Source organism: Streptomyces sp. NPDC030991 (assembly GCF_055571235.1).
In genome coordinates this window covers 280001-296880 of the sequence record NZ_JBVIFR010000008.1, presented here as the reverse complement: position 1 = coordinate 296880, position 16880 = coordinate 280001, and the positions used below count along the sequence as shown (strand labels likewise).

Genomic DNA, 16880 nt, shown 5'->3' with positions numbered 1-16880 from the left:
TCACTCCTTGGGTGGCCAGTCGCCCGAGGCGCGCCGGTTCATGTAGTCCGCCACCGGGAAGACACTGGGCGGGAAATGGGCCTTGCTGCCGTCGTGCGGGACGACGACGACGCTGGTGACCGGCGACTGCAGCCAGTCCCCGGACTCGATGTGCTCCTTGAAGTCGAAGCGGACCGCCCAGCCGTAGGGGTACTCGACACACTTCTCCGGAAGCATGACCACGGAGTCCGCCTTCTCCGGATAGACCCTTCCGAGGAGCGCGGCGGCCGTGTCCACGGCTTCTGCTCTGCTCAGCATTTATGGAGCCCCATTTCTGTACGGGACGTGCATGATTTCCTTCGCGTCTTTCTCCAGCATTCCAAGCTTTCCGCTCTGGCCGTCGAGGAAGACCACTCCGTGCTCGGTGTTCACCGCGTTGAAGAAGTGCCCGGAGTCCCCGCGGCCGATGAAGACCGCACTTCTCGAACCCTCACCCCTGGCCTGGAGATCGCGAATCACGTCATCGTAGCTGTCGGCCCGGTGCCAGGCGGTCGACGGATCCTTGACGCCCAGTTGCTCGACGTCCAGGTGGCCCGGGCCCTCCCGGGGCGCCGCACTGACGTCGACACCGTCGAGGCGACGGTCGACCGTGACCGTGGTGTGCGCGCAGTTCTGGGTGTATCCGTCCGCCCACCGGTTGTTGACGTCCTTCAGCCACGGATACTGATCGTCCAGGAATTGCTGAGCCTTGTGCGGGTCGACCGAATCGGCGTGGATCGCCTTTTCCTTGACGTGCTCCGTGGGCCGCGCCAGGTCGTCCCATTTCTTCGGCGCCGCCCCCGCCGCCTCGTCCGCGTATTTCGCCCCGCCCTTCGCGATATTCGAAGCTCCCGATTCCAGGCCCTCCTTCATCGCCATGCGCATTCCGCCGCGGGCGAGTCCGGCACCCTTCGTCCCGACGAGTTCGGGCAGGAGGCGCCCCACGAACTCCGACGGGTCGTTCTTGAAGCCGTCGACGGCCGCGGTGACGATGCGCTCGGGGTGGGCGGCGGTGGAGACGAGGCCGGAGAGCGTCATGGAGACGTTCTGCAGGTACGCGGCGGGGTGGGTGAGGTTGTAGGGGTCGGTGGGGTTGAGGCCGCGGGCGAAGTTGACCAGCCCGGCGGTGCCTTTGAGGACGCCGCCGGCGACGTGGGTGAGTTCGGTGTTGTAGGCCTGGTAGCCGTCGACGAGGTTGTTGCCGAGGCGGTCCAGAGGCGGGGGTTCGGCGGGGGCGTGCGCGAGGGCGGCCCTGACCTTGGTCTGGGCGTCGGAAGCGGCGGTGTTGCGCTGCTTGCGCGCGGTGCCGAGCTTGTCCCGGGCGGCTTGGATGTCGGCCTTGCCGGGGTCGTGGAACGGTCCCGGTTCCGGGCCGGGGTCCTGGTCCGCCTTGATCTTGGCGTTGTAGGCGTCGATCTTCTTGTTGTAGGCGCCGACCGCGTCCTCGGAGGACTTCTTGCCCTTCTTGTAGAGCTCGACAGCCTCCTTGGCCTGTGCCTGCGCCCACTTGACGGTGTCGGCGTACGCCTCCAGGGCGCCGGCCGCCTCGTCGCAGGCGTCGGAGGCCTGGGCCCACTTGGTGGGGTGCATGTCGAACTTCTTGCGGAAGGCGTCGCCGCCCTCGCCCGCCCAACCGGAGGAGTCCACCTTGCGCATACCGGCGGCGACGTGGTCGAAGGCGGTGTGGAAGTCCTTGAGATGCTTGGCCGACCCGCGGATCTTCTCGGGGTTGCCGTGGACGAGTTCGTCGGCCTCCTCGGTCTGGCCGAGCTGCTGCTCGCCGGGGGTGGCGCCGAGGTCGGAGGCGACGTCGTCGCCCCAGTCCTCGACCGCGTCCGCGGCGTCGTGCAGACCGACCTTGTCCAGGCCCTCGCCGACCTTGTTCGTGCCCCAGTCGACGCCTTCGCCGACGATTCTCTTGCCCTCGTCGATACCGTCCTCGAGCTTGCCCAGGCCGTCGTTGACGCGGTCCTTGAGCGCGCCGCCGGCGTTCTTCAGCCCGTCGCCGATGTCACCGAACACTCCCACGGTCATTCACCCCCGCCCTGTTGCTCTCCGGCGGCCTTGGCGCGGGCCTCCGGGGAGGGGCCGAAGGTGTCGTCGAGCATCTGGTCGTACTCGGTGTCGGAGACGCCCATCGCGCCGTGCAGGTTCTCCGGGTTGAGGCCCATGGGGCCCATCGTGCGGGAGGTCATGACGTCACGGCCGGCGTCCTTCCAGCCCTGGCCGCTGTTGGCCAGGGCCTGGTCGAAGGAGTCCTTGCTGTAGTCCACGCCGCCGTACGCCCCGGATTTCGCGATGTCGCCCCAGCCCTGCTTGGTGACGTCCTCCTCCGAGGCGTACGGGTTGCCGATCGCGGAGTTGGTGATGACCTTGAGGGAGCCTTCGACGTACTGCTCGGTCTCGTAATAGGTGCCGGCCGACAGGCCGGTCTTGGCCGCGAACGCGTTGCCCTCGTTGACCAGCGAGCGCACGCCCCACTCCCAGCGCTCGCAGAAGCTCTTGAATTCGCCGGTCAGCCCCTCGTGGCCGAGCTCGAGGCCCGACAGGGCGATGTCGCCGAAGCCGCGCCCGGCTCCGGCCTCGCCGACCATGCCGAGCTCCTTCAGCTCCGCCAGCGCCTCGGTCAGGCCCTTGGCCACCAGTCCCAGTCCGTCGGCCTTCAGGTCCTTGCCGCCACCCGCACCGCCGGTCATGCGCGTACTCCATGGTCGTCGTCGAGGTCACGGTCCACGGCCGCCTCGTCCGGCACGATGCCCATGACGGGCGGGAACACCATGCCGTCCGGACCGTCCGCGCAGTCCAACGCCACCCCGCAGGGCACGCCGGCGGCGGGCACCGCGACATCGAGCAGCTTCGCGCCCAGCACCGTGCGGTAGGTCCATTCGCGGCTGAACTCGCCGCGGGCTTGGGCGTAGCGGGCCAGGGCCTGCTCGTCGGAGAACGCCAGGATGAACCGGATCCCGTTCAGGTCGGCGGTCAGCATGGCCTGGTCCCCGTCGCCGCGGTCGCCACCGTCGGTGCCGCCCGGGTCCGCGCCCAGCGGGACCAGGACCGCCGTGCGCCGGAACTCGCCCAGCAGTTCGGCGAACTCCCGTTTGCGCGCGGCCACTTCAGGGTCCTCGGCCACCGGCGGATCCGCGGCGGCCGGCTCGCTCTCCGCCGCGGCCGCGGGAACCGGCTCCTCGGCAGGTGTGACCGGTCTGTCGGTCGGTTTCGTGTGGTCCGCGTAGTCCGCGAGACGTGATCTTGGCGTTCGCGGCGGTTCGGCCGCCGCACCCCCGTGCTCAGGCATGCCGCCCATCATCACAGCCGCACCTGGCAGGGGCGCAAGCCCCTCGGGTCCACCCGGGCCGGCCGACCGCGGTTTGACCTCGGTCACACACCGGGTAACCTCTACAGCTTCGATTGGCCCCCGGCATGCCCCGTGTGGCAGACTGTCGGGGTTGCTCGGTTGAGTGCCGATGCTGCGCGCCTCCCGCCGGGAGGACCGGAAGCGAGTCCCACAGTACTCGTCGCCTTATCTGTCGCTTGCGGCAGCGCTGGGGCGGACGTACGGGAATCTTTCGGGAAGTGCAGTGCGGTTTCTTTGCCAGGCACCCGGTGGGTTTCTTCCCCCGGCACATGCGGTTCGGGCCGCAGACCCCTTAGCAGGGAAATCCGTACGGATATTTCTGTCAGCGGGACTGCGACACGCCCGACCGCGTGGGGCGGAGGAAGAGTGAAACAGGGCCTATCGGGTTCCAGAGCGTCACAAGAGACAGGACTACTAAGTAGCCATGGCGGGACAGAAGATCCGCATCCGGCTCAAGGCCTACGACCACGAGGTCATCGACTCCTCGGCGAAGAAGATCGTCGAGACGGTGACGCGTACTGGTGCGTCGGTCGCGGGCCCGGTGCCGCTGCCTACCGAGAAGAACGTGTACTGCGTCATCAAGTCGCCGCACAAGTACAAGGACTCGCGCGAGCACTTCGAGATGCGCACGCACAAGCGCCTGATCGACATCCTCGACCCGACGCCGAAGACCGTTGACTCCCTCATGCGACTCGACCTTCCGGCCGGCGTCGACATCGAGATCAAGCTCTGAGGGCCGGTGATCTGAAGATGACTAAGCAGATCAAGGGCATCCTGGGCGAGAAGCTCGGCATGACGCAGGTGTGGGACGAGAACAACCGCGTTGTTCCGGTCACCGTCGTCAAGGCCGGCCCGAACGTCGTGACCCAGGTCCGCACGAACGACACCGACGGCTACGAGTCCGTCCAGATCGCGTTCGGCGAGATCGACCCGCGCAAGGTGAACAAGCCCCTCAAGGGCCACTTCGCCAAGGCCGACGTCACCCCCCGTCGTCACCTCGTCGAGATCCGTACCGCTGGTGCCAGCGAGTACACCCTCGGCCAGGAGATCACCGCTGAGACCTTCGAGTCCGGCGTCAAGGTGGACGTGACCGGCAAGAGCAAGGGCAAGGGCTTCGCCGGTGTCATGAAGCGTCACAACTTCAAGGGCCTCGGCGCCGGTCACGGCACCCAGCGCAAGCACCGCTCGCCGGGCTCGATCGGTGGCTGCGCCACCCCGGGTCGCGTGTTCAAGGGCCTCCGCATGGCGGGCCGTATGGGCAACGAGCGGGTCACCACCCAGAACCTGACCGTTCACGCCGTTGACGCGGAGAAGGGCCTGCTCCTCATCAAGGGCGCGGTTCCTGGTCCGAACGGCGGCCTGGTCTTGGTCCGCACCGCGGCCAAGGGGGCCTGAGGACTATGAGCACCATTGACATTCTGTCGCCCTCCGGCGACAAGACCGGGACCGTTGAGCTCCCGGCCGAGATCTTCGATGTAGAGAAGATCAGCATTCCGCTGCTCCACCAGGTTGTCGTCGCGCAGCTGGCCGCCGCCCGTCAGGGCACGCACAAGGTCAAGCGTCGTGGCGAGGTCCGTGGTGGCGGTAAGAAGCCTTACCGCCAGAAGGGCACCGGCCGCGCGCGCCAGGGTTCGACCCGTGCGCCGCAGTTCGCCGGCGGTGGCGTCGTCCACGGCCCCACGCCGCGTGACTACTCGCAGCGGACCCCGAAGAAGATGAAGGCCGCGGCCCTGCGCCACGCCCTCACCGACCGGGCCCGCAACGCTCGCATCCACGTCGTCACCGGCGTGGTCGAGGGCGAGGTCTCCACCAAGGCCGCCAAGTCGCTGCTCGGCAAGATCAGTGAGCGCAAGAACGTGCTCCTGGTCCTGGACCGTGCCGACGAGGTCGCGCTGCTCTCCGCTCGCAACCTGCCCCAGGTCCACATCCTGGAGCCGGGCCAGCTGAACACGTACGACGTTCTCGTCTCGGACGACGTGGTCTTCACCCAGGCCGCTTTCGAGTCCTTCGTGTCTGGCGCCCCCTCTGCGGAGCGGAACGCTGACACCGAAGGGAGCGAAGCCTGATGGCTACGCGTCACCCGAGCATCGCCTCGAAGGCCGCCAAGGCCAAGAAGGTCGCGCGCGTCGCCAAGGCGAAGCGCCACGCCACCGAGGGCAAGAACACCGTTGAGACGCCGCTGAGCAAGAGCTTCACGGACCACCGTGACGTCCTCGTCAAGCCGGTCGTCTCGGAGAAGAGCTACGCGCTCCTCGACGAGGGCAAGTACACCTTCATCGTGGACCCGCGTGCCAACAAGACCCAGATCAAGCAGGCCGTCGAGGCGGTCTTCTCGGTCAAGGTCTCCGGGGTCAACACGATCAACCGGCAGGGCAAGCGCAAGCGGACCCGCACCGGCTTCGGCCAGCGTGCGAACACCAAGCGCGCGATCGTGACCCTCGTTGAGGGCGACCGTATCGACATCTTCGGCCAGGCCTCCTAACGGAGCGCCCTGGTCCGAATATCGGACGAGGACTGAGAAATGGGAATCCGCAAGTACAAGCCGACTACGCCGGGGCGTCGTGGCTCCAGCGTCGCCGACTTCGTCGAGGTCACGCGGTCCACGCCGGAGAAGTCGCTGGTCCGCCCTCTGCACAGCAAGGGCGGCCGTAACAACGCCGGTCGTGTGACCGTTCGCCACCAGGGTGGTGGCCACAAGCGCGCCTACCGCGTGATCGACTTCCGTCGTCACGACAAGGACGGCGTGCCGGCGAAGGTCGCGCACATCGAGTACGACCCGAACCGCACTGCGCGCATCGCGCTCCTGCACTACGCAGACGGCGAGAAGCGCTACATCATCGCTCCGCGTGGCCTGACGCAGGGTGACCGGGTTGAGAACGGCCCCACGGCCGACATCAAGCCCGGCAACAACCTCGCGCTGCGCAACATCCCGGTCGGTACCACGATCCACGCGATCGAGCTCCGTCCGGGCGGCGGCGCCAAGTTCGCCCGCTCCGCCGGTGCCTCCGTGCAGCTGCTCGCGAAGGAGGGCTCGATGGCCCACCTTCGTATGCCGTCCGGTGAGATCCGTCTGGTCGACGCGCGCTGCCGCGCGACGATCGGTGAGGTCGGCAACGCCGAGCAGTCGAACATCAACTGGGGCAAGGCCGGCCGCAAGCGCTGGCTGGGCGTTCGCCCGACCGTTCGCGGTGTGGCGATGAACCCGGTCGACCACCCGCACGGTGGTGGTGAGGGCAAGACCTCCGGTGGTCGCCACCCGGTCTCCCCGTGGGGTCAGAAGGAGGGTCGTACGCGCTCGCCGAAGAAGGCTTCGAGCAAGTACATCGTCCGCCGCCGCAAGACGAACAAGAAGCGCTAGGAGCGGGTTTAGATGCCGCGCAGTCTCAAGAAGGGACCCTTCGTTGACGGCCACCTCGTGAAGAAGGTGGACGCTCAGAACGAAGCCGGTTCCAAGAACGTCATCAAGACCTGGTCCCGCCGCTCGATGATCATTCCCAGCATGCTGGGTCACACGATCGCGGTGCACAACGGCAAGACCCACATCCCGGTGTTCGTCACCGAGTCGATGGTCGGCCACAAGCTCGGCGAGTTCTCGCCGACGCGCACCTTCCGGGGTCACGTCAAGGACGACCGGAAGTCGAAGCGCCGCTAAGGCGGGGTGGAATCGACTATGACAAACACCGAAGGGACAACCATGGAAGCCAGGGCCCAGGCGCGGTACATCCGCGTCACGCCCATGAAGGCCCGCCGCGTGGTGGACCTCATCCGTGGCATGGATGCCACGGAGGCTCAGGCGGTCCTGCGTTTCGCCCCGCAGGCCGCGAGCGTGCCGGTTGGCAAGGTGCTGGACAGCGCCATCGCCAACGCTGCACACAACTACGACCACCCCGACGCCTCTTCGCTGGTCATCAGCGAGGCGTATGTGGACGAGGGTCCGACCCTGAAGCGGTTCCGTCCGCGTGCTCAGGGCCGTGCCTACCGGATCCGTAAGCGGACCAGCCACATCACCGTGGTCGTCAGCAGCAAGGAAGGAACCCGGTAATGGGCCAGAAGGTAAACCCGCACGGGTTCCGGCTCGGTATCACCACGGACTTCAAGTCCCGTTGGTACGCCGACAAGCTGTACAAGGACTACGTCAAGGAAGACGTCGCCATCCGTCGGATGATGACGTCCGGCATGGAGCGCGCCGGCATCTCGAAGGTTGAGATCGAGCGCACCCGTGACCGCGTGCGGGTGGACATCCACACCGCGCGTCCCGGCATCGTCATCGGCCGCCGTGGCGCCGAGGCCGACCGCATCCGCGGTGACCTCGAGAAGCTCACGGGCAAGCAGGTCCAGCTGAACATCCTCGAGGTCAAGAACCCCGAGGTCGACGCTCAGCTCGTGGCCCAGGCCGTCGCGGAGCAGCTGTCCTCCCGCGTCTCCTTCCGTCGCGCCATGCGTAAGAGCATGCAGTCGGCGATGAAGGCGGGCGCCAAGGGCATCAAGATCCAGTGTGGCGGTCGTCTCGGCGGTGCCGAGATGTCCCGTTCGGAGTTCTACCGCGAGGGCCGCGTGCCCCTGCACACGCTCCGCGCCAACGTGGACTACGGCTTCTTCGAGGCCAAGACGACCTTCGGCCGCATCGGCGTGAAGGTCTGGATCTACAAGGGCGACGTCAAGAACATCGCCGAGGTTCGCGCCGAGAACGCCGCGGCCCGCGCCGGTAACCGTCCGGCCCGTGGCGGCAACGACCGCCCGGCCCGTGGTGGTGGCCGTGGTGGCGAGCGTGGCGGTCGCGGTCGTAAGCCGCAGCAGTCGGCTCCGGCCGCCGAGGCCCCCAAGGCCGAGGCGCCCGCCGCCGCCGCTCCGGCTGCTGAGAGCACCGGAACGGAGGCCTGACCGAAATGCTGATCCCCCGTAGGGTCAAGCACCGCAAGCAGCACCACCCGAAGCGCAGCGGTATGTCCAAGGGTGGCACGCAGGTTGCGTTCGGCGAGTACGGCATCCAGGCGCTTACGCCGGCGTACGTGACGAACCGTCAGATCGAGGCCGCTCGTATCGCCATGACGCGTCACATCAAGCGTGGCGGCAAGGTCTGGATCAACATTTACCCGGACCGTCCCCTCACCAAGAAGCCCGCCGAGACCCGCATGGGTTCCGGTAAGGGTTCCCCGGAGTGGTGGGTCGCCAACGTCAAGCCCGGACGCGTGATGTTCGAGCTGTCGTACCCCAACGAGAAGATCGCGCGTGAGGCGCTGACTCGCGCGGCCCACAAGCTGCCGATGAAGTGCAAGATCGTCAAGCGCGAGGCAGGTGAAGCGTGATGTCGACCGGTACCAAGGCGTCGGAGCTGCGCGAACTGGGCAACGAGGAGCTTCTCAACAAGCTCCGCGAAGCCAAGGAAGAGCTGTTCAACCTCCGCTTCCAGGCGGCGACGGGTCAGCTCGAGAACCACGGTCGGCTCAAGGCCGTCCGCAAGGACATCGCGCGGATCTACACCCTCATGCGTGAGCGCGAGCTGGGCATCGAGACGGTGGAGAGCGCCTGATGAGCGAGAAGACTGTGACTGAAGAGACTGCCGCCCGCGGCTTCCGCAAGACCCGTGAGGGCCTTGTTGTCAGCGACAAGATGGACAAGACCGTCGTCGTCGCTGTCGAGGACCGCGTCAAGCACGCCCTGTACGGCAAGGTCATCCGCCGTACGAACAAGCTCAAGGCGCACGACGAGCAGAACGCTGCCGGCGTCGGCGACCGCGTCCTCCTGATGGAGACGCGTCCGCTGTCCGCCACCAAGCGCTGGCGCATCGTCGAGATCCTCGAGAAGGCCAAGTAATTCTCTGAGGGGTATCCCTCGGAGTTCGTTCCGCCAGGCTCGGTGCAGAAGCGCTAGTCACTAGCGCTTCTGCACCGGGAACCGGCAGACAATCAGGAGATAGACGTGATCCAGCAGGAGTCGCGACTGCGCGTCGCCGACAACACGGGTGCGAAGGAAATTCTCACCATCCGTGTTCTCGGTGGCTCGGGTCGCCGCTACGCGGGCATCGGTGACGTCATCGTCGCCACCGTCAAGGACGCGATCCCCGGTGGCAACGTGAAGAAGGGTGACGTCGTCAAGGCGGTCATCGTTCGCACCGTCAAGGAGCGCCGCCGTCCGGACGGCTCGTACATCCGCTTCGACGAGAACGCCGCCGTCATTCTGAAGAACGACGGCGACCCTCGCGGCACCCGTATCTTCGGCCCTGTCGGCCGTGAGCTGCGCGAGAAGAAGTTCATGAAGATCATCTCGCTCGCGCCGGAGGTGCTGTAAGCATGAAGATCAAGAAGGGTGACCTGGTCCAGGTCATCACCGGCAAGGACAAGGGCAAGCAGGGCAAGGTCATTGCCGCTTACCCGCGCGACGAGCGTGTCCTGGTCGAGGGTGTCAACCGGGTCAAGAAGCACACCAAGGCCGGTCCCACGGCTTCCGGCTCGCAGGCCGGCGGCATTGTGACCACCGAGGCCCCGATCCACGTGTCCAACGTTTCGCTGGTCGTGGAGAAGGACGGCAACAAGGTCGTCACGCGCGTCGGTTACCGCTTCGACGACGAGGGCAACAAGGTTCGCGTTGCCAAGCGGACGGGTGAGGACATCTGATGACTACCACCACGAACCCGCGTCTGAAGCAGAAGTACCGCGACGAGATCAAGGACAAGCTGCAGGAAGAGTTCTCGTACGAGAACGTCATGCAGATCCCCGGTCTCGTCAAGATCGTGGTCAACATGGGTGTGGGTGACGCCGCGCGTGACTCCAAGCTCATGGACGGTGCCGTCCGCGACCTGACCACCATCACCGGTCAGAAGCCGGCCATCACCAAGGCCCGCAAGTCCATCGCGCAGTTCAAGCTGCGTGAAGGCCAGCCGATCGGTGCCCACGTCACGCTCCGTGGCGACCGCATGTGGGAGTTCCTGGACCGCACCCTGTCGCTCGCGCTGCCGCGCATCCGCGACTTCCGTGGTCTGTCCCCCAAGCAGTTCGACGGCCGTGGCAACTACACCTTCGGTCTCACGGAGCAGGTCATGTTCCACGAGATCGACCAGGACAAGATCGACCGCGTCCGGGGTATGGACATCACCGTGGTCACCACGGCGACCAACGACGACGAGGGCCGCGCCCTCCTTCGTCACCTCGGCTTCCCGTTCAAGGAGGCGTAAGCGAGATGGCGAAGAAGGCTCTTATTGCCAAGGCTGCTCGTAAGCCCAAGTTCGGTGTGCGTGCCTACACCCGCTGCCAGCGCTGTGGCCGCCCGCACTCCGTGTACCGCAAGTTCGGCCTCTGCCGCGTGTGCCTTCGTGAGATGGCTCACCGTGGCGAGTTGCCGGGCGTGACCAAGAGCTCCTGGTAGTCCCCTAGTTGGGATTGCTTGGATCTCTCGGTAAGTAAGAGGTCGGCAGAGACTCCTGCTCTCATGGCTTAGGCTAGGAGGGTTGGGGGTGCTCTGCCGCCCTCACCGCCCGCGGGCGAAGCCCGCAAATGGATGCTTACTACGCCGTAGGTCCCCGCGCCGCACCCGTCCCGCCCCTGTGTGGGGAGAGGGATGGCGCATACAGGAAACCCCGGCGAGAGAGGCCGAAGGCCAATTCATGACCATGACTGATCCGATCGCAGACATGCTTACGCGTCTGCGGAACGCGAACTCGGCGTACCACGACTCCGTGGCTATGCCGCACAGCAAGATCAAGTCGCACATCGCCGAGATCCTCCAGCAGGAGGGTTTCATCACCGGCTGGAAGGTCGAGGACGCCGAGGTCGGCAAGTCCCTCGTCCTGGAGCTGAAGTTCGGCCCGAACCGTGAGCGTTCGATCGCCGGCATCAAGCGGATCTCCAAGCCGGGTCTGCGCGTTTACGCGAAGTCCACCAACCTGCCGAAGGTCCTCGGCGGCCTCGGCGTGGCGATCATCTCCACGTCGCACGGTCTCCTGACCGGCCAGCAGGCAGGCAAGAAGGGCGTGGGTGGGGAAGTCCTCGCCTACGTCTGGTAGCGGAAGGGAACGGAGGAAACAGCTATGTCGCGTATTGGCAAGCTCCCCATCACGGTTCCCGCCGGCGTGGACGTCACCATCGAGGGCCAGACGGTCTCGGTCAAGGGCCCCAAGGGCAACCTGAGCCACACCATCGTCGCGCCTATCGAGATCGCCAAGGGTGAGGACGGCGTCCTGAACGTCACCCGCCCCAACGACGAGCGTCAGAACAAGGCCCTGCACGGCCTGTCCCGCACGCTGGTGGCGAACATGATCACCGGCGTGACCACGGGTTACGTGAAGAAGCTCGAAATCAGCGGTGTCGGTTACCGCGTCCTGGCGAAGGGCTCCAACCTGGAGTTCTCGCTCGGCTACAGCCACCCGATCCTGATCGAGGCGCCCGAGGGCATCGCGTTCAAGGTCGAATCGGCGACCAAGTTCTCGGTCGAGGGCATCGACAAGCAGAAGGTCGGCGAGGTTGCGGCCAACATCCGCAAGCTGCGCAAGCCCGACCCGTACAAGGCCAAGGGCGTCAAGTACGAAGGCGAAGTCATCCGCCGCAAGGTCGGAAAGGCGGGTAAGTAAGCCATGGCATACGGTCAGAAGATCGCTAAGGGCGACGCTTACAAGCGTGCGGCCATCAAGCGCCGCCACATCCGTATCCGTAAGCACATCTCGGGTACGGCCGAGCGTCCGCGCCTGGTCGTGACGCGCTCGAACCGGAACATCGTGGCCCAGGTCATCGACGACGTTAAGGGTCACACCCTCGCGTCGGCGTCGACCCTGGACACCTCGATCCGCGGTGGCGAGGGCGACAAGTCCGCGCAGGCCAAGTCGGTCGGCGCCCTGGTTGCCGAGCGCGCCAAGGCCGCCGGTGTCGAGGCTGTCGTGTTCGACCGTGGTGGTAACCAGTACGCCGGGCGCATCGCCGCCCTGGCGGACGCCGCCCGCGAAGCCGGACTCAAGTTCTGAGTCGCCCGCCACGCAGTGGTTCGTGCACTGCGTAGCTAGCGGAAAAAGAGAGAGGTAATTCCAATGGCTGGACCCCAGCGCCGCGGTGGCGGTGCCGGTGGCGGCGAGCGGCGGGACCGGAAGGGTCGCGACGGTGGCAACGCCGCCGCCGAGAAGACCGCGTACGTTGAGCGCGTTGTCGCGATCAACCGCGTCGCCAAGGTTGTGAAGGGTGGTCGTCGCTTCAGCTTCACTGCGCTCGTCGTAGTGGGCGACGGTGACGGCACCGTGGGTGTCGGTTACGGCAAGGCCAAGGAGGTGCCGGCCGCCATCGCCAAGGGTGTTGAGGAGGCCAAGAAGCACTTCTTCAAGGTCCCCCGTATCCAGGGCACCATCCCGCACCCGATCACGGGCGAGAAGGCCGCGGGCGTCGTCCTGCTCAAGCCTGCTTCCCCCGGTACCGGTGTTATCGCCGGTGGCCCGGTGCGTGCCGTGCTCGAGTGCGCCGGCGTGCACGACATCCTGTCGAAGTCGCTCGGTTCGTCGAACGCGATCAACATCGTGCACGCGACCGTCGCTGCCCTCAAGGGTCTGCAGCGTCCCGAGGAGATCGCGGCTCGCCGTGGTCTGCCCCTCGAGGACGTCGCTCCCGCGGCTCTGCTGCGGGCGCGTGCCGGGGCTGGTGCTGCGTAATGGCACAGCTCAAGATCACGCAGACGAAGTCGTACATCGGCAGCAAGCAGAACCACCGTGACACCCTGCGTTCCCTTGGTCTCAAGGGCATCAACACGCAGGTCGTCAAGGAGGACCGCCCCGAGTTCCGCGGCATGGTGCACACCGTCCGCCACCTCGTGACGGTTGAGGAGGTCTGATCATGGCGGAGAACAACCCGCTGAAGATCCACAACCTCCGTCCGGCCCCCGGCGCCAAGACCGCCAAGACCCGTGTTGGTCGTGGTGAGGCGTCGAAGGGTAAGACGGCCGGTCGTGGTACCAAGGGCACGAAGGCCCGTTACCAGGTTCCGGAGCGCTTCGAGGGTGGCCAGATGCCCCTCCACATGCGTCTCCCGAAGCTCAAGGGCTTCCGGAACCCCTTCAAGGTCGAGTTCCAGGTCGTGAACCTGGACAAGCTCACCTCGCTGTACCCCGAGGGTGGCGAAGTCACCGTCGCGGGTCTGGTGGAGAAGGGCGCTGTCCGCAAGAACAGCCTCGTCAAGGTCCTGGGCCAGGGCGAGATCACCGTGGCGCTGCAGGTGACGGTCGACGCCGTCTCCGGTTCCGCCAAGGAGAAGATCACCGCCGCGGGCGGTACGGTCACCGAGCTCGTCTGAGTCCAGACGCCGTCTCGATGACATGAGCGATCCCGACCGGGGATACCCCACATATGGGGTATCCCCGGTTGGTCGTTCCTAGGGGAGCATGTACGCCGGTAAGGTGGCGTCCGCTGTTAATTTTCGGGCCAGTTGTGTGTCCCCGGCACCAATCCCGGACCTTGACCGTTACCCATTCGTCGAAACCTCAAGACCGTCACCTCTGACGCACGCGCGCGGGGGTCGCAGGAGGCACCGTGCTCACCGCGTTCGCCCGGGCGTTCAAGACGCCCGACCTGCGCAAGAAGCTGCTCTTCACGTTGGGCATCGTCGTGATCTACCGGCTCGGGGCACATATCCCGATCCCCGGTGTGGATTACTCGAACGTCCAGACGTGCATGGACGTGGCCAAATCCAGCACCGGCCTGTTCGGTCTGGTGAACATGTTCAGCGGTGGCGCGCTGCTGCAGATCACGGTCTTCGCGCTCGGCATCATGCCGTACATCACCGCGAGCATCATTCTGCAGCTGCTCACCGTGGTGATCCCACGCCTCGAAGCCCTGAAGAAGGAGGGTCAGGCCGGTACCGCGAAGATCACGCAGTACACCCGGTACCTGACCGTGGCGCTCGCCATCCTTCAGGGCACGGGCCTCGTCGCCACCGCCCGTACCGGTGCCCTGTTCCAAGGGTGCCCCGTCGCGAGCCAGATCGTGCCGGACCAGTCGATCTTCATCACCATCACCATGGTCATCACGATGACCGCCGGTACCTGCGTGATGATGTGGCTCGGTGAGCTGATCACCGACCGCGGTATCGGCAACGGCATGTCGATCCTTATGTTCATCTCGATCGCCGCCACCTTCCCGTCCGCGCTGTGGGCCATCAAGCAGGGTGGTTCGCTGGCCGACGGCTGGATCGAGTTCGGCACCGTCATCCTCGTCGGCCTCGTCATGGTCGGCCTGGTGGTCTTCGTCGAGCAGGCCCAGCGCCGTATTCCGGTGCAGTACGCGAAGCGCATGATCGGCCGCCGGTCCTATGGCGGTACGTCTACGTACATCCCGCTCAAGGTGAACCAGGCGGGTGTGATCCCCGTCATCTTCGCTTCGTCGCTGCTCTACATCCCTGCGCTGGTCGCCCAGTTCGCCGGCGGTGACTCGTCGTGGAAGCTGTGGATCGACGACCACCTGACCAAGGGAAATCACCCGATCTACATCGTTACGTACTTCCTCCTGATCGTGTTTTTCGCCTTCTTCTACGTGGCGATCTCGTTCAACCCCGAGGAAGTCGCGGACAACATGAAGAAGTATGGTGGCTTCATCCCGGGCATCCGGGCTGGCCGACCGACCGCTGAGTACCTCTCGTACGTACTCAATCGGATCACCTGGCCGGGTTCGCTGTACTTGGGGCTGATCGCTCTCGTACCGACGATGGCGTTGGTTGGTTTCGGGGCAAACCAGAACTTCCCGTTCGGCGGCACCAGCATCCTGATCATCGTGGGTGTTGGTCTGGAGACGGTGAAGCAGATCGAGAGCCAGCTCCAGCAGCGCAATTACGAAGGGTTCCTCCGCTGATGCGAATCGTCCTCGTCGGGCCGCCTGGTGCAGGCAAGGGAACGCAGGCCGCGTTCCTTGCCCAGAACCTGTCGATCCCGCACATCTCCACGGGCGACCTCTTCCGTGCCAACATCAGCAAGGGCACGGAGCTGGGCAAGCAGGCCAAGTCGTTCATGGACGCGGGTCAGCTGGTACCGGACGAGGTCACCATTGGGATGGCCAAGGACCGCATGGAGCAGCCGGACGCCGTGAACGGCTTCCTGCTCGACGGCTTCCCTCGCAACGTCTCGCAGGCCGAGGCGCTCGACGTCGCCCTCAAGGCGGACGACGTGAAGCTGGACGCGGTTCTGGACCTGGAGGTCCCCGAGGACGAGGTGGTCAAGCGCATCGCCGGCCGCCGCATCTGCCGTAACGAATCGGCGCACGTGTTCCACGTCGCGTACAAGCAGCCCAAGACCGAGGGTGTCTGTGACACCTGCGGCGGCGAGCTGTACCAGCGCGACGACGACAAGGAAGAGACCGTGCGCAAGCGGCTCGAGGTCTACCACACGCAGACCGAGCCGATCATCGGCTACTACCGGGAGCAGGGGCTCGTGAAGACGATCTCCGCGCTCGGCAAGGTCGAAGAGGTCACGGCGCGGGCCATGGAGGCCCTGGGCCGCTAGACCCGTCTTCCGCTGTACGTGGCTGAGGCCGCGGTTCCCTGTCCGGGGGGCCGCGGCCTTAGTGTTGGTCTACGTACACCTCGTACTGGATGACGGAGAGCGCAGGCCCCCATGGTGCAGATCAAGACCCCCGAGCAGATTCGCAAGATGCGGGAGGCGGGGCTTGTCGTCGCGGCGATCCACGCCGCGACCCGTGAGGCGGCCGTGCCCGGTGCGACCACCCGGGATCTGGACGAGGTGGCCCGCAAGGTCATCGCCGAGCACGGGGCGAAGCCGAACTTCCTGGGGTACGGCGGGTTCCCCGCGACCATCTGCACCTCGAAGAACGAGGTCGTGGTCCACGGCATCCCGAGCGAGAAGGTCGTCCTGGAGGACGGCGACATCATCTCCATCGACGCGGGCGCGATCATCGACGGCTGGCACGGCGACGCCGCGTACACCGCGTTCGTCGGCTCCGGTCACGCCCCGGAGCTCATCGAGCTGTCCCGGGTGACCGAGGAGTCGATGTGGGCCGGGATCGCCGCCATGAAGACGGGCAACCGCCTGGTCGACATCTCGCGCGCGATCGAGACGTACATCCGCCGGCAGCCCAAGCCGGGCGGCGGCAAGTACGGCATCGTCGAGGACTACGGCGGCCACGGCATCGGCACCGAGATGCACATGGACCCGCACCTGCTGAACTACGTCGAGCGCCGCCGCGGCAAGGGCCCCAAGCTGGTCCCCGGCTTCTGCCTGGCCATCGAGCCCATGGTCTCCCTCGGCACCCCCAGGACCGAGGTCCTGGAGGATGACTGGACGGTCATCACCACGGACGGGACCTGGTCCTCGCACTGGGAGCACTCGGTGGCGTTGACGGAGGAGGGCCCGCTGGTGCTGACGTCGCCGGACGGTGGGCGGGCCAAGCTGGCGGAGCTGGGTGTGGTGGCGGCGCCTGATCCGTTGGCGTAGAGGTGGCGTCGGGGGGCTTAGTGATCTCCCTGGTAGGGCAGAATTCTCGGATTCGTCTTTCCGGGGGTGCTGACGTAGACTGACTCGTCGGCTCTCGTGTATC

Annotated in this window: 28 protein-coding genes; 24 read left to right on the top strand and 4 right to left on the bottom strand. The window is 66.1% G+C overall.

The window, feature by feature from the left end:
- The 4 genes from ACZ45E_RS18100 to ACZ45E_RS18085 are packed head-to-tail and all read right to left on the bottom strand — an operon-like array spanning position 1 to position 3313.
- Entirely contained in the window at positions 1-297 is a 297-nt protein-coding gene (locus ACZ45E_RS18100; protein WP_468221848.1) for a YrhB domain-containing protein, read from the bottom strand.
- Complete coding sequence (locus ACZ45E_RS18095; RefSeq protein WP_468221846.1) at positions 298-2052, bottom strand: putative T7SS-secreted protein; 1755 nt, start codon at positions 2050-2052, stop codon at positions 298-300.
- Positions 2049-2714 (bottom strand): hypothetical protein, encoded by a 666-nt coding sequence (locus ACZ45E_RS18090; protein WP_468221845.1) that lies wholly within the window; start codon positions 2712-2714, stop codon positions 2049-2051. The genes ACZ45E_RS18095 and ACZ45E_RS18090 overlap by 4 nt, the downstream gene beginning before the upstream one ends.
- Entirely contained in the window at positions 2711-3313 is a 603-nt protein-coding gene (locus tag ACZ45E_RS18085) for an SseB family protein (protein WP_468221844.1), read from the bottom strand. The genes ACZ45E_RS18090 and ACZ45E_RS18085 overlap by 4 nt, the downstream gene beginning before the upstream one ends.
- A 484-nt stretch (positions 3314-3797) precedes the next feature.
- On the opposite strand from ACZ45E_RS18085, the gene rpsJ reads away from it, so the two are divergent.
- The 24 genes from rpsJ (at position 3798) to map (ending at position 16777) form a co-directional block, all read left to right on the top strand.
- A complete protein-coding gene (rpsJ, locus tag ACZ45E_RS18080; protein ID WP_003948644.1) occupies positions 3798-4106 on the top strand; it encodes a 30S ribosomal protein S10 in 309 nt (102 codons plus the stop codon).
- A gap of 17 nt (positions 4107-4123) precedes the next feature.
- The gene (gene rplC, locus ACZ45E_RS18075; RefSeq protein WP_324772738.1) at positions 4124-4768 is read left to right on the top strand and encodes a 50S ribosomal protein L3; all 645 of its coding nucleotides are present in this window, start codon (positions 4124-4126) and stop codon (positions 4766-4768) included.
- Between the two features lie 5 nt (positions 4769-4773).
- On the top strand, positions 4774-5439 hold the full coding sequence (gene rplD, locus ACZ45E_RS18070) for a 50S ribosomal protein L4 (RefSeq protein ID WP_468221842.1): 666 nt from the start codon (positions 4774-4776) through the stop codon (positions 5437-5439).
- Positions 5439-5855 (top strand): 50S ribosomal protein L23, encoded by a 417-nt coding sequence (rplW, locus tag ACZ45E_RS18065; RefSeq protein ID WP_324772733.1) that lies wholly within the window; start codon positions 5439-5441, stop codon positions 5853-5855. Before rplD ends, rplW begins: the two co-directional genes overlap by 1 nt.
- Positions 5856-5894: 39 nt before the next feature.
- On the top strand, positions 5895-6731 hold the full coding sequence (gene rplB / locus ACZ45E_RS18060) for a 50S ribosomal protein L2 (protein WP_468221840.1): 837 nt from the start codon (positions 5895-5897) through the stop codon (positions 6729-6731).
- A gap of 12 nt (positions 6732-6743) precedes the next feature.
- The gene (gene rpsS / locus ACZ45E_RS18055; RefSeq protein ID WP_018528354.1) at positions 6744-7025 is read left to right on the top strand and encodes a 30S ribosomal protein S19; all 282 of its coding nucleotides are present in this window, start codon (positions 6744-6746) and stop codon (positions 7023-7025) included.
- 42 nt (positions 7026-7067) lie between these two features.
- Positions 7068-7415: a 50S ribosomal protein L22 gene (gene rplV / locus ACZ45E_RS18050; protein WP_026290933.1), complete on the top strand. Its 348-nt coding sequence runs from the start codon at positions 7068-7070 to the stop codon at positions 7413-7415.
- Positions 7415-8254 (top strand): 30S ribosomal protein S3, encoded by an 840-nt coding sequence (gene rpsC / locus ACZ45E_RS18045; RefSeq protein WP_468221839.1) that lies wholly within the window; start codon positions 7415-7417, stop codon positions 8252-8254. Before rplV ends, rpsC begins: the two co-directional genes overlap by 1 nt.
- 5 nt (positions 8255-8259) lie before the next feature.
- Complete coding sequence (rplP, locus tag ACZ45E_RS18040) at positions 8260-8679, top strand: 50S ribosomal protein L16 (protein ID WP_059424836.1); 420 nt, start codon at positions 8260-8262, stop codon at positions 8677-8679.
- Entirely contained in the window at positions 8679-8903 is a 225-nt protein-coding gene (gene rpmC / locus ACZ45E_RS18035; protein WP_018528357.1) for a 50S ribosomal protein L29, read from the top strand. Before rplP ends, rpmC begins: the two co-directional genes overlap by 1 nt.
- A complete protein-coding gene (rpsQ, locus tag ACZ45E_RS18030) occupies positions 8903-9187 on the top strand; it encodes a 30S ribosomal protein S17 (RefSeq protein WP_018528358.1) in 285 nt (94 codons plus the stop codon). The genes rpmC and rpsQ overlap by 1 nt, the downstream gene beginning before the upstream one ends.
- A 105-nt stretch (positions 9188-9292) precedes the next feature.
- Positions 9293-9661 carry a 50S ribosomal protein L14 gene (rplN, locus tag ACZ45E_RS18025; protein WP_003974257.1) on the top strand — a complete coding sequence of 123 codons (369 nt, stop codon included), beginning with the start codon at positions 9293-9295 and terminating at the stop codon, positions 9659-9661.
- Between the two features lie 2 nt (positions 9662-9663).
- Positions 9664-9987: a 50S ribosomal protein L24 gene (gene rplX, locus ACZ45E_RS18020; protein ID WP_468221837.1), complete on the top strand. Its 324-nt coding sequence runs from the start codon at positions 9664-9666 to the stop codon at positions 9985-9987.
- Positions 9987-10544, top strand: coding sequence for a 50S ribosomal protein L5 (gene rplE / locus ACZ45E_RS18015; protein WP_468221836.1), 558 nt, complete (start codon positions 9987-9989; stop codon positions 10542-10544). The genes rplX and rplE overlap by 1 nt, the downstream gene beginning before the upstream one ends.
- Before the next feature lie 5 nt (positions 10545-10549).
- On the top strand, positions 10550-10735 hold the full coding sequence (locus tag ACZ45E_RS18010) for a type Z 30S ribosomal protein S14 (protein WP_003956452.1): 186 nt from the start codon (positions 10550-10552) through the stop codon (positions 10733-10735).
- A 238-nt stretch (positions 10736-10973) separates the two neighbouring features.
- A complete protein-coding gene (gene rpsH, locus ACZ45E_RS18005) occupies positions 10974-11372 on the top strand; it encodes a 30S ribosomal protein S8 (protein ID WP_266713091.1) in 399 nt (132 codons plus the stop codon).
- Between the two features lie 24 nt (positions 11373-11396).
- Complete coding sequence (gene rplF / locus ACZ45E_RS18000; protein WP_468221835.1) at positions 11397-11936, top strand: 50S ribosomal protein L6; 540 nt, start codon at positions 11397-11399, stop codon at positions 11934-11936.
- A gap of 3 nt (positions 11937-11939) precedes the next feature.
- The gene (rplR, locus tag ACZ45E_RS17995; RefSeq protein WP_018528362.1) at positions 11940-12323 is read left to right on the top strand and encodes a 50S ribosomal protein L18; all 384 of its coding nucleotides are present in this window, start codon (positions 11940-11942) and stop codon (positions 12321-12323) included.
- Positions 12324-12386: 63 nt separating this feature from the next.
- On the top strand, positions 12387-12995 hold the full coding sequence (gene rpsE / locus ACZ45E_RS17990; protein WP_127912612.1) for a 30S ribosomal protein S5: 609 nt from the start codon (positions 12387-12389) through the stop codon (positions 12993-12995).
- A complete protein-coding gene (gene rpmD / locus ACZ45E_RS17985) occupies positions 12995-13174 on the top strand; it encodes a 50S ribosomal protein L30 (RefSeq protein ID WP_013001408.1) in 180 nt (59 codons plus the stop codon). Before rpsE ends, rpmD begins: the two co-directional genes overlap by 1 nt.
- A gap of 2 nt (positions 13175-13176) precedes the next feature.
- Positions 13177-13632 carry a 50S ribosomal protein L15 gene (rplO, locus tag ACZ45E_RS17980; protein WP_363199137.1) on the top strand — a complete coding sequence of 152 codons (456 nt, stop codon included), beginning with the start codon at positions 13177-13179 and terminating at the stop codon, positions 13630-13632.
- Positions 13633-13868: 236 nt separating this feature from the next.
- The gene (secY, locus tag ACZ45E_RS17975) at positions 13869-15182 is read left to right on the top strand and encodes a preprotein translocase subunit SecY (protein ID WP_468221833.1); all 1314 of its coding nucleotides are present in this window, start codon (positions 13869-13871) and stop codon (positions 15180-15182) included.
- Positions 15182-15829, top strand: coding sequence for an adenylate kinase (locus ACZ45E_RS17970; RefSeq protein WP_468221832.1), 648 nt, complete (start codon positions 15182-15184; stop codon positions 15827-15829). Before secY ends, ACZ45E_RS17970 begins: the two co-directional genes overlap by 1 nt.
- 111 nt (positions 15830-15940) lie before the next feature.
- Entirely contained in the window at positions 15941-16777 is an 837-nt protein-coding gene (map, locus tag ACZ45E_RS17965) for a type I methionyl aminopeptidase (protein ID WP_468221831.1), read from the top strand.
- The last annotated feature ends 103 nt before the right edge of the window (positions 16778-16880 follow it).

Coding starts and splice junctions, on each gene's coding strand:
- rplW (WP_324772733.1), top strand. CDS start 5,439: ATGGCTACGCGTCACCCGAGCATCGCCTCGAAGGCCGCCAAGGCCAAG.
- rpsE (WP_127912612.1), top strand. CDS start 12,387: ATGGCTGGACCCCAGCGCCGCGGTGGCGGTGCCGGTGGCGGCGAGCGG.
- rplB (WP_468221840.1), top strand. CDS start 5,895: ATGGGAATCCGCAAGTACAAGCCGACTACGCCGGGGCGTCGTGGCTCC.
- rplP (WP_059424836.1), top strand. CDS start 8,260: ATGCTGATCCCCCGTAGGGTCAAGCACCGCAAGCAGCACCACCCGAAG.
- ACZ45E_RS18095 (WP_468221846.1), bottom strand. CDS start 2,052: ATGACCGTGGGAGTGTTCGGTGACATCGGCGACGGGCTGAAGAACGCC.
- rpsH (WP_266713091.1), top strand. CDS start 10,974: ATGACCATGACTGATCCGATCGCAGACATGCTTACGCGTCTGCGGAAC.
- rplX (WP_468221837.1), top strand. CDS start 9,664: ATGAAGATCAAGAAGGGTGACCTGGTCCAGGTCATCACCGGCAAGGAC.
- rpmD (WP_013001408.1), top strand. CDS start 12,995: ATGGCACAGCTCAAGATCACGCAGACGAAGTCGTACATCGGCAGCAAG.
- ACZ45E_RS17970 (WP_468221832.1), top strand. CDS start 15,182: ATGCGAATCGTCCTCGTCGGGCCGCCTGGTGCAGGCAAGGGAACGCAG.
- rplD (WP_468221842.1), top strand. CDS start 4,774: ATGAGCACCATTGACATTCTGTCGCCCTCCGGCGACAAGACCGGGACC.
- rplR (WP_018528362.1), top strand. CDS start 11,940: ATGGCATACGGTCAGAAGATCGCTAAGGGCGACGCTTACAAGCGTGCG.
- rpsC (WP_468221839.1), top strand. CDS start 7,415: ATGGGCCAGAAGGTAAACCCGCACGGGTTCCGGCTCGGTATCACCACG.
- rplO (WP_363199137.1), top strand. CDS start 13,177: ATGGCGGAGAACAACCCGCTGAAGATCCACAACCTCCGTCCGGCCCCC.
- rplF (WP_468221835.1), top strand. CDS start 11,397: ATGTCGCGTATTGGCAAGCTCCCCATCACGGTTCCCGCCGGCGTGGAC.
- rpmC (WP_018528357.1), top strand. CDS start 8,679: ATGTCGACCGGTACCAAGGCGTCGGAGCTGCGCGAACTGGGCAACGAG.
- ACZ45E_RS18090 (WP_468221845.1), bottom strand. CDS start 2,714: ATGACCGGCGGTGCGGGTGGCGGCAAGGACCTGAAGGCCGACGGACTG.
- ACZ45E_RS18010 (WP_003956452.1), top strand. CDS start 10,550: ATGGCGAAGAAGGCTCTTATTGCCAAGGCTGCTCGTAAGCCCAAGTTC.
- rplC (WP_324772738.1), top strand. CDS start 4,124: ATGACTAAGCAGATCAAGGGCATCCTGGGCGAGAAGCTCGGCATGACG.
- map (WP_468221831.1), top strand. CDS start 15,941: ATGGTGCAGATCAAGACCCCCGAGCAGATTCGCAAGATGCGGGAGGCG.
- rpsS (WP_018528354.1), top strand. CDS start 6,744: ATGCCGCGCAGTCTCAAGAAGGGACCCTTCGTTGACGGCCACCTCGTG.
- rpsJ (WP_003948644.1), top strand. CDS start 3,798: ATGGCGGGACAGAAGATCCGCATCCGGCTCAAGGCCTACGACCACGAG.
- ACZ45E_RS18100 (WP_468221848.1), bottom strand. CDS start 297: ATGCTGAGCAGAGCAGAAGCCGTGGACACGGCCGCCGCGCTCCTCGGA.
- ACZ45E_RS18085 (WP_468221844.1), bottom strand. CDS start 3,313: ATGCCTGAGCACGGGGGTGCGGCGGCCGAACCGCCGCGAACGCCAAGA.
- rpsQ (WP_018528358.1), top strand. CDS start 8,903: ATGAGCGAGAAGACTGTGACTGAAGAGACTGCCGCCCGCGGCTTCCGC.
- rplV (WP_026290933.1), top strand. CDS start 7,068: ATGGAAGCCAGGGCCCAGGCGCGGTACATCCGCGTCACGCCCATGAAG.
- rplE (WP_468221836.1), top strand. CDS start 9,987: ATGACTACCACCACGAACCCGCGTCTGAAGCAGAAGTACCGCGACGAG.